This window comes from Curtobacterium sp. ISL-83, assembly GCF_018613895.1.
GTDB lineage: Bacteria > Actinomycetota > Actinomycetes > Actinomycetales > Microbacteriaceae > Curtobacterium.
In genome coordinates this window covers 42,713-56,905 of the sequence record NZ_JAGGPH010000006.1, presented here as the reverse complement: position 1 = coordinate 56,905, position 14,193 = coordinate 42,713, and the positions used below count along the sequence as shown (strand labels likewise).

15 protein-coding genes and 1 pseudogene are annotated in these 14,193 nt (G+C 66.0%); 4 read left to right on the top strand and 12 right to left on the bottom strand.

The genetic code is table 11. The features are described from left to right. Nucleotides 1-6: 6 nt before the first annotated feature. The gene (locus J7E22_RS04095) at nucleotides 7-897 is read right to left on the bottom strand and encodes a helix-turn-helix transcriptional regulator (protein WP_214979219.1); all 891 of its coding nucleotides are present in this window, start codon (nucleotides 895-897) and stop codon (nucleotides 7-9) included. A 22-nt stretch (nucleotides 898-919) separates the two neighbouring features. After that, nucleotides 920-2,083, bottom strand: coding sequence for an MFS transporter (locus J7E22_RS04090; RefSeq protein ID WP_214979217.1), 1,164 nt, complete (start codon nucleotides 2,081-2,083; stop codon nucleotides 920-922). Nucleotides 2,084-2,315: 232 nt separating this feature from the next. Here J7E22_RS04090 and J7E22_RS04085 point away from each other — a divergent pair, with 232 nt between their 5' ends. Continuing rightward, nucleotides 2,316-3,236 carry a helix-turn-helix transcriptional regulator gene (locus J7E22_RS04085; protein WP_214979215.1) on the top strand — a complete coding sequence of 307 codons (921 nt, stop codon included), beginning with the start codon at nucleotides 2,316-2,318 and terminating at the stop codon, nucleotides 3,234-3,236. Between the two features lie 74 nt (nucleotides 3,237-3,310). Here the strand turns inward: J7E22_RS04085 and J7E22_RS04080 are convergent, their stop codons facing one another. The 10 genes from J7E22_RS04080 to J7E22_RS04035 form a co-directional block, all read right to left on the bottom strand. Continuing rightward, complete coding sequence (locus tag J7E22_RS04080) at nucleotides 3,311-4,183, bottom strand: aldo/keto reductase (RefSeq protein ID WP_214979213.1); 873 nt, start codon at nucleotides 4,181-4,183, stop codon at nucleotides 3,311-3,313. A 101-nt stretch (nucleotides 4,184-4,284) separates the two neighbouring features. Beyond that, on the bottom strand, nucleotides 4,285-4,629 hold the full coding sequence (locus J7E22_RS04075; RefSeq protein WP_214979211.1) for a carboxymuconolactone decarboxylase family protein: 345 nt from the start codon (nucleotides 4,627-4,629) through the stop codon (nucleotides 4,285-4,287). Nucleotides 4,630-4,843: 214 nt separating this feature from the next. Then, nucleotides 4,844-5,497 (bottom strand): SDR family oxidoreductase, encoded by a 654-nt coding sequence (locus J7E22_RS04070; protein ID WP_214979209.1) that lies wholly within the window; start codon nucleotides 5,495-5,497, stop codon nucleotides 4,844-4,846. 106 nt (nucleotides 5,498-5,603) lie between these two features. Beyond that, the gene (locus tag J7E22_RS04065) at nucleotides 5,604-7,184 is read right to left on the bottom strand and encodes a Na+/H+ antiporter (protein ID WP_214979207.1); all 1,581 of its coding nucleotides are present in this window, start codon (nucleotides 7,182-7,184) and stop codon (nucleotides 5,604-5,606) included. A 124-nt stretch (nucleotides 7,185-7,308) separates the two neighbouring features. Continuing rightward, nucleotides 7,309-7,716 carry a cupin domain-containing protein gene (locus tag J7E22_RS04060; protein WP_214979205.1) on the bottom strand — a complete coding sequence of 136 codons (408 nt, stop codon included), beginning with the start codon at nucleotides 7,714-7,716 and terminating at the stop codon, nucleotides 7,309-7,311. An 89-nt stretch (nucleotides 7,717-7,805) separates the two neighbouring features. Next, nucleotides 7,806-8,918, bottom strand: coding sequence for an FAD-dependent monooxygenase (locus J7E22_RS17850; RefSeq protein WP_214979203.1), 1,113 nt, complete (start codon nucleotides 8,916-8,918; stop codon nucleotides 7,806-7,808). Beyond that, nucleotides 8,915-10,162 (bottom strand): MFS transporter, encoded by a 1,248-nt coding sequence (locus J7E22_RS04050; protein WP_214979201.1) that lies wholly within the window; start codon nucleotides 10,160-10,162, stop codon nucleotides 8,915-8,917. Before J7E22_RS04050 ends, J7E22_RS17850 begins: the two co-directional genes overlap by 4 nt. A gap of 119 nt (nucleotides 10,163-10,281) precedes the next feature. Beyond that, nucleotides 10,282-10,536: an SDR family NAD(P)-dependent oxidoreductase gene (locus J7E22_RS04045; RefSeq protein ID WP_214979199.1), complete on the bottom strand. Its 255-nt coding sequence runs from the start codon at nucleotides 10,534-10,536 to the stop codon at nucleotides 10,282-10,284. Nucleotides 10,537-10,718: 182 nt separating this feature from the next. After that, the gene (locus tag J7E22_RS04040; RefSeq protein ID WP_214979197.1) at nucleotides 10,719-11,702 is read right to left on the bottom strand and encodes an aldo/keto reductase; all 984 of its coding nucleotides are present in this window, start codon (nucleotides 11,700-11,702) and stop codon (nucleotides 10,719-10,721) included. Nucleotides 11,703-11,748: 46 nt separating this feature from the next. Beyond that, entirely contained in the window at nucleotides 11,749-12,585 is an 837-nt protein-coding gene (locus J7E22_RS04035; RefSeq protein ID WP_285439834.1) for an SDR family NAD(P)-dependent oxidoreductase, read from the bottom strand. A gap of 152 nt (nucleotides 12,586-12,737) precedes the next feature. Between J7E22_RS04035 and J7E22_RS04030 the strand changes: the two genes are divergently transcribed. From J7E22_RS04030 to J7E22_RS18100, 3 genes and pseudogenes are all read left to right on the top strand, one after another. Continuing rightward, nucleotides 12,738-13,667, top strand: coding sequence for a helix-turn-helix transcriptional regulator (locus tag J7E22_RS04030; RefSeq protein ID WP_214979193.1), 930 nt, complete (start codon nucleotides 12,738-12,740; stop codon nucleotides 13,665-13,667). Nucleotides 13,668-13,861: 194 nt separating this feature from the next. After that, nucleotides 13,862-13,990, top strand: coding sequence for an aldo/keto reductase (locus J7E22_RS18105; protein WP_308159145.1), 129 nt, complete (start codon nucleotides 13,862-13,864; stop codon nucleotides 13,988-13,990). A gap of 16 nt (nucleotides 13,991-14,006) precedes the next feature. Beyond that, nucleotides 14,007-14,165 (top strand): annotated as a pseudogene (locus tag J7E22_RS18100) (hypothetical protein); the annotation flags it as partial. Nucleotides 14,166-14,193: the final 28 nt, after the last annotated feature.

Genomic DNA, 14,193 nt, shown 5'->3' with positions numbered 1-14,193 from the left:
GTCCTTTCAGTACTTCGTGGTGCGGCACCGTTCGGATGCTGCGTTGTGGGGCTGGTGTGCGTCGCGGCCGAGTAGTCGCACCGCGTCGACGGTCCGGGGGTCCGCTGGGGTGTAGAAGACGACGGTGTGGAGGGCGACGGCGTGGGTCGGTCCAGCCTTCACGGCCATCGCGGTCCGCTCGAAAGCGAGGTCCCCGAGTCGCGGGTGGTGCACCCGCAAGAGGCCCGATCGGCCGCGGCGTGATGACGGTGGTGCTGCCCACATCTGCCGGAACACTGTGCTCTTCGTCCCGAGCTCATCAAGCAACACGGCCAGTTGGTCGTCATCTGGCATTGCCTCGGCCGAGTCACGGAGTGTTGCGACGCTGTCCCGGCGTGCGCTCTGGAGATCGAGGTAGAGCAGGGATGCGGGGGGTTCCAGGAACTGGATGCGTGCAGTGTTGAAGGGTTCCGTGTCGGGGGCGGTGGAGACGAACCGGAAGAGGTCCGCTCCGGCTGAGTTTGCTGCGACGACGTTGCACAGTCCGTCGTGGACGGTGGCAGGCACCAGCGCGGCGTTGAGGACGGCCCGTGTTCCCCAACCGACCGACGGCGCCGGTCGGATCGCGCGTGTCCGGCGGGTGTTTGGTGCGGCCAGGGTCAGGAGCGCTTCGCGATCCTTCTCATCCAGACGCAGGGCCCTTGCCACCGCCACGATGACGTCTCGGGACACGTTCGATGTCAGACCGCGTTCGAGTCGCGTGTATGACGTGCTGCTGATCCCCGCGAGGTGGGCAACTTCTTCTCGGCGGAGTCCGGAGACGCGGCGGCGAGCGGACGTGGGGAGGCCAACTTGCTCGGGCACGAGCCGGGCCCGTCGAGCCACCAGGAACCGCTGAAGGGCCTCTGCGTCTTCCATGCGAATCACCGCCTCGATGCTGTCAGCTTGGGTCCGCGAGACGACGGCGGGTGGTGCCCCAGACGACGAGGGAGAGCGCGATGATCACGCCGGCGACAGCGATGACCGCGTTCCAGCCGCCGGCGGACCATAGCGGTCCGGACACCGCCGAACCGATCGCGCCTCCGAGGAAGTTGCCGACGACGAACGCGGTGTTCAGCCGACTCCGGTTCTGACCGGGGAGCGAGAGCAGCCGGGTTTGACCGAGGACAAGAGTGCCCTGAGCGGCGAGATCCAAGGCGATGACGACCACGATCATGGCGATCACGGACGACTGGGCGAGCCAGGCGCCGATCAGGGACAGGGCCAGCAGCGTGAGTGAAATGCCAGAGGCGGGCACCGACCAGCCGCGGTCGTGGAACGATCCGGCGCGCCGAGCGCCAACCGCTCCGACGAGACCGGCGAGACCGAACAGGCCGATCTGGCCGACGGAGAGCGAGAACGGCGCGGCCGTGAGCAAGTAAGTCAGCGACGTCCAGAACAGCGAGAACACGCAGAACACGGCGGAGCTGATGAACACGGTGGGGAGTGCCGCGCGGTGGTGCGCGACGGTTGTGAACACAGATCCGAGGAGACGGAAGTAGTTCGTCGCCGGTCGCTTCTGCAGCCGCGGCAGGATGAACGAGAGGACGACCGCGAGGATGACGGTGAGGATCGCCGCGAGCACGTAGATCGCCCGCCAGCCGATGAACTCAGCAACGGCTCCGCTGATCGTGCGCGACAGCAGTACGCCGATGAGCGCACCGGACGCGATCGTCCCGAGGACTCGCCCTCGCTCGTCTGGTGAGGCGAGCTCGCTGGCGAGCGGAGTCAGGAGCTGCGCCGACACTGTGGTCAAGCCGACTCCGCCGAGTGCGGCGAGGAGCACTGAGAACGTCGGCGCGACGGCCGCCGCGATGAGTGCGAGCGCGGACAAACCGAGGATCAGCGGAATCATCCGCTTCCGGTTGAGGACGTCGCCGAGCGGGACGATAAGGAAGATGCCGAGTGCGTACCCGAGCTGGGTGACAGTGACCAGGGACGCCGCGACGGACGACGACACGGCGAGAGATTTGGCGATCTCCTCAATGAGGGGTTGCGCCCAGTACAGGTTCCCGACGGCGAGTCCGCCAGCGATGGCGAACGTGATCGTTCGCGTCCGAGTCATGCCCGGGGCGCTGTCGATGAGGGTCATTCGTCTCTTTCAGTGAATAGGGTGAAGGTGCACGAGGACCCCGTCGTCCCCCGATGCAGGTCGCGACCTGCGGAGCTGCATTCGAGCGTGTGTCCATTGCACCTCGCGGCCAGCGTCTGCGGCAGGGCGGGATTGTCGTATGTCACCCGAACCTGGTTCCGACAGTGCTAGTCGGAGCGCGGGGGGACGGCCGTACCCTGGCGGGATGGACTTTCAAGCTGAGCTCCGAGGTTTCTTGACGGCCCACCGGAACCGGCTGAGCCCGGAGCAAGCGGGCGTGCCGCACTTCGCTGGCTCGCGCCGGGTTCCCGGCCTGCGGCGGGAGGAAGTGGCCTACATCGCGGGGATCAGCGTCGATTACTACACCCGGCTGGAGCAGGGCAAGAGCACCGGGGTTTCCGAGGATGTCCTCGAGTCGATCGCTCGCGCGCTGCAGCTGAACGACGTCGAACGAGACCACCTGATGTCGTTGACTCGTTCCATCCGGTCCAGCCGAGCGATCCGGAGGCCGGTGCCGCCAGCGCCGAAGGTCCGCGCCGCAACACAGGCAGTGCTTGATGCGTTGACGGTCCCCGCGTTCCTGCAGAACAGCCGACTCGACGTCCTCGCTGCGAACGAACTGGGATGGTCGATCTACCCGCCGGCTCGCGAGCTCGGGCCGGGACGCTACAACCACCTTCGGTACGTGTTCCTCGACCCCCGCGCGCGGGAGTTCTTCCGCGATTGGGATTTCGACACGAACAATGGGGTGGCGGTGTTGAAGGCGGCTTTGGCGGAGGAGCCGGAGGACCAGACCACGATGAACCTCGTCGGGGAACTGTCGTCGAAGAGCGCACGGTTCCGGACGCTGTGGGCTGCGCACGAGGTCCTCCGGTACCGACACGGCGCGAAGCAGTATCGGCACCCCTTGGTCGGCGACCTCGATTTCAGCTTTGAATCGTTCAGTGTAAACGGGGAGCCGGGCCTGACGATGGCTGTCTACGTCTACGAGCCGAACTCGCCGACCGCGGAGGCGGTCCAGCTCCTCGCCAACTGGAGTGGCACCAGTGCGGACCGTCCCCAACAGCAGACGTCAGAACGAGATTCCGAGGAAGCCCCGAGTCGGATCGATCGCCAGGAGCCGTAGGTCTGGCAGCGACCGGGCGACGCAGGAAGGCCCCCGCTCTCAGACGAGAGCGGGGGCCTTCTTGTTCGATCGCGTCAGGCTTCGTCGATGACGATGTCGAAGCTGCCGAAGTCGATGGTGTCGATGTCGATGGTCCCGCCGACGTGCAGGCGGTCGATCGATCGCAGCTCTTCATCGGTCATCGTGAAGTCGAACACGTTGAGGTTCTCGATGATCCGCTCGCGACGCACGGACTTCGGGATCGCGGAGCGCCCCTCCTGGATGTGCCAGCGGAGCATCACCTGGGCGGACGTCTTGCCGTGGCGCTCGGCGATCGCGACGATCGTCGGGTCGGTCAGCGGCGTCTTCTCGTCACCGTTGTAGTGCCGGATGCCGCCGATGGGCGACCAGGCCTGCGTGATGATGCCGTGCTGCGTGTTGGCGGTGACCTCGGGAACGCGCGTGTTGTACGGGTGCAGCTCGATCTGGTTCACAGCCGGCACGACCGACGTTTCGCTGAGCAGCCGTTCCAGGTAGGTCGGCGTCACGTTGCTGACGCCGATCGAGCGAACCACCCCGTCAGCCAGGAGCTTCTCGAGCGCCTTGTACGACTCGATGGTGCGGTCGAAGGTCTTCGGGTAGGCCTGGTGCAGCAGCAGTAGGTCGATCTGCTCGACGCCGAGCTTCTTCGCGCTCTTCTCGAAGGCGTGCAGGGTCTGGTCGTACCCGTAGTCGGTGACCCAGACCTTGGTCTCGATGAAGACGTCCGAACGGGGAACGCCGGAGCGACGGAGCCCTTCGCCGACCTCCCGCTCGTTACCGTACGCGGCGGCGGTGTCGACGTGCCGGTAGCCGACCTCGAGTGCGGTCTGCACGGCCTGGATCGTCTCGTCCGGCGGCGTCTGGAACACGCCAAGCCCGATCGCTGGCATCGTGACGCCGTTGTTGAAAGTGACCATGTCGGTCATGTGTTGTCCTTCCGAAGTGCTTGCGGGTGCTCGAGCGGTTCGGGCGCTGCCGTCCGGCGAATGCCAGCTGCTGCGTCTTCGGGCGAATTGCGGGGTGGAAGTCAGTTCTCGGTGAACACGCGCTTGGCGGTGTTCATCGCGCCCATGCCCTTCGGCCAGCCGGCGTAGAAAGCGACCTGGGTGATCGCCTCCTTGATCTCGTCCTGCGTGAGCCCGTTGTTGAGGCCACGGCTGAGGTGGAACGTGAGCTGGTCGAGGTCGCCGTTCGCGGCGAGGACCGCGATCGTGACGAGGCTGCGGTCGCGAGCGGACAGCTCGGGGCGGTTCCAGAAGTCGTCGAAGAGGACGTCATCCGTGAGTTCGGCGAGCTTCGGGGCGAAGTCGCCGAGCATGTTCCGTGCGCCGCCGACCTGCTTCGGCGTTTCGTTTGTGTTGGTGTCAGTCATGTTCATCCTTCGTTCCTTGTCGCATCGAGCGCGGGGACATCGAGGAGGGGATGTCGTCATTTGCTTGGGAGGCCGCTCGGTTGGTCGAACCCCGATTCGAGGCTACGGAGGCGGGTTCCTGCGGAGAAGGCACAGCCGTGACTATGTCTGCCAGACCCAGCCGCGGGGCCGCGTCCGTCGCGAGCGTCTCCGACGGCGGCGTGTCGGCGTCTGCCTAGTCGCGGACGAGTTCTGGCGTCCAGTCCGATGTGTCTTGCCGGTGCAGTTCGAGATATGCCTGCGCAAGCACAGACGACGAGAGACGATCCTCGCCCCCGTCGATAACCCCACCGATCGAGACCACCGTTGCGTGCACGCCCTTTTCCGCCTGTTCGGCGGCGAGCGTGTGCACGTACGCGCGGAGCCCTGCCTTACCGACGGACAGTGATGCGTACTGCGGCGACGGCGCGGTTCCGAGACCACCCCCGGTGAAGAGCAGACTGCCCGGGCCCTGCAGTGCGCTCAAGACTGATTCTGCAGCGACCTTCGCGCCGAGGACGTTGACCTCGAAGGAGTGCACCCAACCGGCGTCGTCACCGTCGGTGGGACTGTCGGTGCGGAGGACTGCAGCGTTATAGAGCAGCACCTCCGGTGCGCCGAGGTCCGTGACGGCCTGCTCGATCGTCGTTCGCAGCGATTCCCGGTCTGCGACGTCTACGGCGTAGGCGCGCACAGGTTCGCCGCCCGCGAGCGTCGACGCGAATCCGCCGAGGCGTTCCTCGTTGCGGCCGAGGATGGCGACGGGGTGGCCGGCATCGTGGAACGTGCGTGCGAGCGCAAGTCCGAGGCCCGGGCCGACGCCGACGACGATTGCGGTACCGAGTGTCATGGTTTCTCTCTTTCAAACGTGTCCCTGGTGCGGGGTCCGCGTTCCTTCCCCAGGGTGGAAGGGGACCGGCGACCGGCAGTCAGTGTGCGGTCGGCTTCCGTCTTGGCTAGTCGGTCTCTCGAGGGAGCAGGCGAATCTCCTCAATGTCGAGGTTCGCTTCTACTTGTCGGAGAACCGTGTCGTCGATGCGTTTGTCGTCGCGAAGCTGAACGACGGCCTCGCGCTTCCGGTTGACGATCTCGGCGCGAAGGAGTCGGTACTGACGGTCACGGCACACCTCCTCGTCTTCGCCCTCCGTCTCCTCGGACCGGATGAGTCGCAGGTGCGCCTCATATGCCCGACGAGCGCGGTCTTCGACCACCGCTTCGACCTGCAAGTCGCGGGCGACCTCCGGCAAGACGATCAGTGCGTGTTCCGTCGCCGTCAACTCCGCGAGACGGCGCTCCTCGGAGACGGCCGAGTCGCGCGGTAGCGCGGCCCACCGGACGACGGTCGGGAGCAGGAGACCTTGGACGACGAGGGTGACGACGATGACGCCCGAGGTGATGAACACGATCACGTCGCGGTCCGGGAACTTCTCACCCGTAGACAACACGAGGGGGACGCCGAGGGCTGCTGCGAGCGAGACGGCACCCCGGAAGCCGGACAGGCCGCTGAGGATGCGCGCACGGTTGCTGATCCGGCGGAGTCGCTGCTGGGGGCGGCGGTCGATGGCACGGATGGCGTAGGCGGCGAGGAAGAGGAACGCGATGCGGACGACGATGAGGGCGACGCTCACGATGGCGACGGACACGAGCCCGCTCATGATCGCATTGGCGTTCAATGCGCGAACCGCGCTTTGCAGCTGGAGGCCGACGAGGACGAAGAGTGAGGCGTTCAGCAGGAACGTCAACAAGCTCCAGAACGCATTCGACTTGCGGCGTGCCGCGGCGCGGTCGCGACGGGGTGCGACCTGACTGAGAGCGAGACCGGAGATCACGACTGCGAGGACGCCGGAGGACCCGACGGACTCAGCGACCAGGTACGCAACGAAGGGGGTGAGGATCGTGAGGACGGTCTCCTGCAGCGGATCGTCGATGCGGTTCCGTAGCTTTCTGACAACCCAGGCAAGGACGAAGCCGATGAGCGCTCCTCCTCCGTAGGCAAGGACCACGAGCCATCCGATGCGCACGGGAGTTGCGTTGTCGTTCCCGGCTACCACTGCAACCGCGAGGCCGTAGATCACGAGGGCGGTGCCGTCGTTCACCAGGCTTTCCGCACGCAGGGTGGTCACGGTGCGTCGTGGGAGATCTCTGGTGAAGGATCCGACGGCGGTCGCATCTGTCGGGGCCACCGCAGCGCCGAGAACCCAGGCGGGTCCCCATGGCATCCCGAGCAAGTGCGCGACGAACGCGACAGCAGCAGCGGTCACGGCGACAAGCACGGTGCTGGTGAGGACGATGCCTCGGAGGTTTGCCCTGATCTCACGCAGGGACGTGGTCAGACTCTCCCAGAAGAGCAGGACCGGAAGGAAGAGGAACAGCACCACCTCGGGTGGAAGCTGCATCGCGCGGAGCGCCGGAACGAAACCGAGCAAGATGCCGCTCGTGAGGAGCAGGATCGGCGGGGCGAGCCGGAACCGACGCGCGAGCCCGCTGCACACGAGCACGGCCGTTCCGAGCACGACGACGATCTCAAGACCAAGCACGACGGTTCCTCACGAGGTTGCGAGCCAGGTGGCTCACCACCGTGACACAACTCGAACCTCCACGGCTCTGCATGGTGCTGTGAGAACCAGCCTTGGGATACTCGGCCCTGGCGAGGAGCAAGGGTTACTTGTTGGTGCCGTTGTAGTCGTCGTCGGTGATGTGCTCGAGCCAGGTGGTGGTCGTGGCGGGGTCGTCACCGTTCTCGAGCATCGCGATGTGCTCCATGAAGACGCCCGGCGCGGCAGCATGCCAGTGCTCTTCACCCGGCGGGGTGTAGATCGTCTGGCCCGGGTGGACCTCAATGATCTGTCCGTCACGGCCGCCGAACCGGCCGACGCCCTGCGTGACGCGGAGGTACTGGCCCTTCTCGTGCGAGTGCCAGGCGGTGCGCGCGCCGGGCGCGAAGCGCACGGTGGCGACAACCATGTGCTGGCTGTCCTCGTGCGGCAGGGCGATCGGGTCAAGCCACACGTCGCCGGCGAACTGGGCGGCGGGGTTCTTGGTGGTGGGGACGGCGGGTTCGATGTTCATGGTTTCCTCTGCTTCCGGTGGTCACGCGTGGGAAACACCCACGCGTTTTCGATTGTTTTGGTCGACTTCGTCGGATGTGTTCGGTGATGTCAGCCGGCGAATGCCCGGCTGAATCGTTGTCCTCCGCGAACGAGTCGTTGCACGTCATCGAGGCGAACCCGTTCGTAGCGTTGGAGTCGCGATGGGACGTCGTCCCTGCCAGCATGCCGCAGCTCCCGACCGAGGGCCTCCGCGTCGAGGACCGAGGCGTCGAACCCTTGCCCTGTCATGGGTGTCGGCACGTGCGCAGCGTTTCCGACGAGCGCGAAGCGTCCAGAGATGAGGCGGACCGGGACATATTCGGCGATCGGGGTGCCAAGCACGTCACGCTGAGCGATGCTTTGGAGGATTGCGTCGCGCCATGGCTGTGGCCATCGTGAAGCCTCGTTTGCCAGCTCTGCCAACGTCTCGTCGGGCAGGTCCCGTGCGCGGACGGAGTGCTGCACCACTCCGTCGACTACTGCCCCGGTCTGGCGCAGGAGGTCGTTGCGTCTCGCGTCGTACCAGGCCCACCCGATCCGCCCTCGCCCCGGATCGGTCGACGCGTCTGGCCCGGGGACTGGGATCCCGAAGAGGATGTCGCCGTCTGCGTCGAGCATGTCCCAGGAGGTGGGACGGTTGCCGTGGTCCGGGAGGTCGGCCTCGTCGACCATGCCGAGCCAGATGACGTAGCCGGCGTAGTCGGCGTTCGGGCGTTCAGGGGCGACGTGTTGACGAAGCAAACTTCGATGCCCGTCGGCTCCCAGAAGCAGGTCCCCGGCGAAACGCCTGCCGTCCTCGGATTCAGCCCAGGCGTGCTGCGCGTCTTGCCCCACGTTGCTCACGTGGAGATCGTGGTGCAGCTCGATCCGAGGGTCCGACTCTGCCGCTTCACGCAGCGCTTCGCGCACAGCCGTCCAGGGCGCGGCGATCGCAGAGAGCGGGGAGTTGCCGACGAATCGGGTGACCCCAGTGACTCGTGCAAGGAGTGCTCCGTCGACGCCGAGACCACCTCCGAGACGCGGGGTCGGGTTCGAACGCTCGAGCACGGTGACGCCGATGTCCTGACGGGCGAGCGCGAGCGCGCTGACGAGGCCAGCGAGGGACCCGCCGACGATGACTGCCTGGAGCTGACTGCGGTGAACGGGTGTGAAGCTCGACGGGGTCGGTTGGTGAGAAATCACGCGGTGTTCGCCCTTTCCGTCGTGTCTGGAGCGGAGGCGTATTCCTCCGGTCGGGAGGCCGCGGGATGCTGGCGCAAACTCACGAGGAGCACTGCGCCGGCCAGTGCAGCGAGTCCCCCGAAGACGAGCGATGCGCTCGGTGAGACTCCGTCGACGATGATGCCGCCGAGGATCGCGCCCACGGCTACCCCGATGTTGCAGACCGTGATGATGAGCCCGCCAATCTGCTCGAGGCGAGTTGGTTCGAGCTTCGCGCCCCACGTCAATGCTGCGGTCGGTACTCCTCCGAAACCGAAGCCCCAGAGTGCTGCTGCAACATACAGACCGACCGTGGATCCGCCGGTGGTGAGCATGACGAACATCCCGATTCCGGCGAGGGCGGGGAACAGGAAGACGGTCACTCGCAGAGCGCGGTCAGCCAGGGTGCCCCCGACCGCAGTACCGAGGAAGTTCGCGATGCCGAACACCAACAGCAAGAGCGCCAGGCCCGCGGTGTCGATGTTGGACAAGCTCGCGGAGATCGGCCGGATGTACGTGAAGCCGCTGAAGTGGCCGCTGAAGACCAGGAGGACCGCGAACAGCAAGATGATGACGACTCGCGAGCGAAGCGTCGATCCGAGCGCGCGGAGCCCGGAGCCGGAAGCAGCAGCGACGTGTGGAAGCGTGACCGCCTGGACGATCAATGCCACCGCGGCCAGGCCGGCACCAAGCAGGAACACGGCCCGCCACCCCCACACGTCGCCCAGCCACGCACCAAGCGGGACAGCGCCGACCGTAGCGACCGACACACCGATGTTGATGACGGTCAACGCTCGGCCGAGGTACCCCTCCGGCACCAAGCTGGCCGCCATCGCCGTCGCCATCGCCCAGAACCCTCCGAGCGCGATGCCCAAAAGGAAACGTGACGCCAGCACGACCGCGAGGTTCGGCGCCAAGCCAACGACCACGTCGGAGATCACCGCCAGCAGCGTGAGCCCGAGCATCACGCGACGCCGATCTGTCCGCGGGAGGACCACCGAGATGAACAAGGCCGATAGTGCGGCTGCGACCGCAGTGACGGTGACACTCTGGCCCGCGGCTCCGACCGAGATGCCGAGGTCCGCGGCGATCGGAGGGAGCAAACTCGCGGGGAGGTACTCGGACATCACGATCGCGAAGACCCCGATTCCGAGGGAACCCACACCAACCCAGTGGGCTGACGTCTTCGCTGTCGGGGTGTCGGTCGAGGGGGCTGCGCTACTCACGTTCGTGTCCTTCTTCATCTTGAGTCTGTTGCTGTCTTCGAAGCTTGAGGCGTCCGCGACTCGTGGCACTGACTCATCGTTCCCGTCCGGCTACGCCGAACACGAGGCGATCCCCGGCCTCAACCGAGCCAGCCGCCATCGGCTGCGTAAGCGCCGCCAGTGACGAAGCTGGCCTCGTCGCTGGCCAGGAAGAGAACGACGTTCGCTACCTCGTCGGGGGTTCCCCACCGTCCCATCGGGACCGGTACCGGTGCTTCGAGTTCGTCCTCGCTCACGATCGACGTGGTCATCTCGGTCATCGTGGGTCCTGGGTAGACGGTGTTGACGCGCACCTTCGGGCCAAGCTCGGCCGCGGTCGCCCGGGTGACGCCCACGATTCCCGGGTGAGTCAAGGCCGCGGAGCCGGCGCGTCACGCGGGACGCGTCCGGCGTGAGCAGCGATCGCGGAGGGGCAGGCCCGACTGCGGCGAGATCGATCAGGGCAGCGACAATCTCCGCCGTGGCGCCCAGTGCGTCGATGCCGGTTGGCTCGGGGAAGCCGCCAGCGACGGGTGTGTCAGACGAAGTGGCTGGGCTCGCGGAACGTGTAGTGCTCCTCGAGGGCCTTCAGTTCGTCATCAGTGAGCTCGATGTCGACGGCTGCGGCTGCGTCGGTGAGGTGGTGCTCCTTTGTCGCGCCGATGATTGGGGCGGTGACGACCGGGTTGTGCATCACCCATGCCAGACCGATCTGCGCCATCGAGACGCCGCGTGCCTTCGCGATCTTCTCCACGGCGTCGATGACGTCCTTATCGGTGTCGTTGTACAGCGCGTGCCCGTACTCGTCGAGGTCGTCAGCCGTCGTTCCCCGAGCAGAACCGGTCGAGCCCCACGGGCGTGCGACCAGGCCGAGCGCGAGAGGCGACCACGGGATCGAGCCGACGTCCGTGGACTTCAGCAACGGGAACATCTCACGTTCTTCTTCACGCTGGAGCAGGCTGTACTGGTCCTGCATCGACACGAACTTGGTCCAGCCGTTGGATTCGGCGACGTGCTGGAGCGTGGCGAACTGCCACGCCCACATGGAAGACGCGCCGATGTACCGGGCCTTCCCCGCCTTGACGACGTCGTGAAGCGCCTCCATTGTCTCCTCGACCGGCACGTTCGGGTCGAAGCGGTGGATCTGGTACAGATCCACGTAATCCGTGTCGAGGCGTGTCAGCGAGGCGTCGATCTGCTGCATGATCGCCTTGCGGGACAGGCCGCGGTCGCCGGGGTTGTCTCCCATCGGGTAGAAAACCTTCGTGGCGAGAACGATCTGGTCCCTTGATGCGTACTCGCGCATGGCGCGCCCGACAATTTCTTCCGAATTGCCCAGGCTGTAGTAGTTCGCGGTATCCCAGAACGTGATCCCAAGTTCGACGGCCTGGCGGAAGAACGGCTGCGCGTCGTTTTCTTCAAGGGTCCAGTCGAATGTCTTACCAGGCGTCCCGAAGCTCATGCACCCGAGCGCGATGCGGCTGACCTGAAGTCCGGAATTTCCGAGTCGTGTGTATTTCATGTGTATCTCGTTTCATCTCCGGGGCACTGGTCACCCCGATGGGGTTCTAGTGCTCGGCGATGGCGGTGGATGAGGCGACGGTCCGCTGTCGCTCGACCTCGCCGCGGACGCGGTCGAGCTTGGCGCTGACCGTGTCGATCGCCTCGATGCCGACGAACAGCCGCTCCGGGAATGCGCCGGACTCCACGGCCTCGACGACGATCCGGGCGGCCTTAGCGGGGTCTCCCGGCTGCTGATGATTGGCGGCTCCGGAAAGTCCGCGCATCTGCGCGACAACGGTGGCGTCGTAGGCGGCCAGCGGCGCTGAAGCCGTGAGGCTCGTGCCGTCGAGGAAGTCGGTCCGGAAGTCACCGGGCTCCACCACGCCCGCGGCGATGCCGAGCTCGGCGACCTCGCCGCGCAGCGCCTCGGTGAATCCTTCCACTGCGAACTTCGACGAGGTGTACGCGCCGAAGCCGGGCACGCCCTGGAAGCCGCCGTAGGAGGACACGTTCACGATCGTTCCCGCGCCCTTGGCGCGCAGGACGGGCAGAACGGCACGAGTGACGGCGACCAGTCCGAACACGTTGACCGCGTAGATCGCCTGGATCTCCTCGTCGGTCAGCTCCTCGAGCGCGCCCTGGTGTCCACGGCCGGCGTTGTTCACCAGCACATCGATTCCACCGAACCGCTCGACAGTGGCGGACACGGCGGCGGCGATCTGCTCGCCGTTCGTGACGTCGAGTTCCACAGCCAACAGTGCGTCGCCGGCATCAGGGAACGCCTGGCGGACCTTGTCGAGGTCGCGCGCCGTGGCCGCAACCTGGTGCCCTGCATCCAGCGCTGCTCGGGTCATTGCCGCTCCAAGACCACGGCCAGCTCCCGTTATGAACCACACGCTCATCGCTTGCCTCTTTCTCGAATTGGGACAGGTGACACCAGTTAAGGCCCAGCTGCAGCCGAAAACGAGGGCCGAGCGGGGGCCAGCTTCGCCTAGGTCTGGCAGGCCCCCTTAGTCACCCCCGATGGCGGCGTCCACGTGGAAGAATGGCCGAAATGAACCGATTCTCCTCCGGCGTTTCGCCGCATGCCGAACTGAGCGCCTTCTTGCGCGCGCAGCGTGAACGGCTGCGACCCGAGGACGTGGGGCTGGTTCCGGATGCGGTGCCGCGTCGCGTGCCGGGGTTGCGGCGCGAGGAGGTAGCCCGGCTGGCTGGAGTGAGCACCGACTATTACACGCGGCTCGAGCAGGGTCGGAAGTTCACGCCGTCGGATGGGGTCGTGAATGCTATAGCTCGCGCTCTTCGGATGGACGACGCAGCTCGGGAGCACCTGTTTGACCTCATCCGACTTCCCACTGCCTCCGACGGGGCGCCGCCGGTACAGCGGGTGCGGTGGGCCAACCAACAGCTCATCGATTCTTGGACGGCCCATGCCGCGCTCATCACGGGCCGGGGCCACGCCGTGCTGGCAACGAACGCGCTTGCGCGTGCGCTGCTCACTGACTTCAACGCCATGCCGACGCAGCATCGCAACTACATTCGCTGGCTGATCCTCGACCCGGCCGCCGCGCCGCTGTTCGCAGACTGGGAAACAGTGGCCTCCGAGATGGTTGCCGCGCTGCGCCTAGACGCCGGCAAACATCCCGACGACCGCGGCATTCTGGATCTCGTTGGTGAGCTCGCCGTCAAGAGCGAGCAGTTCCGCACCTGGTGGGCCGACCAGCGTGTGGTGAGTTCCTCCTACGGCGTCAAGCGCTTCCAGCACCCAGTGGTTGGAGACCTGGAGCTGAACTGGCAAGGGCTCGCTCTACCGGGCGATGAGGATCAGACAATCTTCATTTACTTCCCAGAACCGAACACCCGTGGTGCAGACGCGCTTGCTCTGCTGGCCAGCTGGAGTGCTGCACCCACCGCGGCATCGGCCGACACCCAAGTTGCTTCAAGCGAGGTGGCCGAGTTGCCGGCCTCAGAAACGCGCGACTGATTCAGTGCCCACGGGTGGGTCGATTTCCGAGCCCGCTGTGGCTGGCTGTGGCGGTCCACCCAGTGGGGCGGGTGCCCGCTGAGCGGCAACGCTCCCGGCATGAACCGTGACTGCGCGGTCGCCCCCACCCGCAGTGGGTTCCGCCCATCGGATTCGGCGTCTTCCAGAGCGCTCCGGACGAAACCATCGACGCCGTGCGCGCCGCCCTCGATGTCAGCTACCGACACATCCACACCGCCGTCGCCTACGGCAACGAACAGCAGGTCGGGGAAGCTATCCGCGCTTTCGGTGTCGCACGTGACGACATCGTCATCGAGACTTAGGTGTTCCCCTCGGACTATGGCTACGACGAGACCCTGCACGCGTTCGACAAGTCCGCCCGAAAAAATCGGAGTGGACACACTCGACGTCTTCATCCTCCGCCAGCCGATCCCGGACCAGTTCGACAAGACAGTGCACACGTACAAAGCTCTAGAGCAGCTGTACGCGGACGGAAAGGTCCGGGCGATCGGGGTGAGCAACTTCA

Bases quoted from the DNA above. Each gene is read 5' to 3' on its own strand.
- J7E22_RS04085 (WP_214979215.1), top strand. From the start codon at position 2,316: ATGGACTTTCAAGCTGAGCTCCGAGGTTTCTTGACGGCCCACCGGAAC.
- J7E22_RS04080 (WP_214979213.1), bottom strand. From the start codon at position 4,183: ATGACCGACATGGTCACTTTCAACAACGGCGTCACGATGCCAGCGATC.
- J7E22_RS04090 (WP_214979217.1), bottom strand. From the start codon at position 2,083: ATGACTCGGACGCGAACGATCACGTTCGCCATCGCTGGCGGACTCGCC.
- J7E22_RS04060 (WP_214979205.1), bottom strand. From the start codon at position 7,716: ATGAACATCGAACCCGCCGTCCCCACCACCAAGAACCCCGCCGCCCAG.
- J7E22_RS04035 (WP_285439834.1), bottom strand. From the start codon at position 12,585: ATGAGCGTGTGGTTCATAACGGGAGCTGGCCGTGGTCTTGGAGCGGCA.
- J7E22_RS04095 (WP_214979219.1), bottom strand. From the start codon at position 897: ATGGAAGACGCAGAGGCCCTTCAGCGGTTCCTGGTGGCTCGACGGGCC.
- J7E22_RS04075 (WP_214979211.1), bottom strand. From the start codon at position 4,629: ATGACTGACACCAACACAAACGAAACGCCGAAGCAGGTCGGCGGCGCA.
- J7E22_RS04070 (WP_214979209.1), bottom strand. From the start codon at position 5,497: ATGACACTCGGTACCGCAATCGTCGTCGGCGTCGGCCCGGGCCTCGGA.
- J7E22_RS04030 (WP_214979193.1), top strand. From the start codon at position 12,738: ATGAACCGATTCTCCTCCGGCGTTTCGCCGCATGCCGAACTGAGCGCC.
- J7E22_RS04040 (WP_214979197.1), bottom strand. From the start codon at position 11,702: ATGAAATACACACGACTCGGAAATTCCGGACTTCAGGTCAGCCGCATC.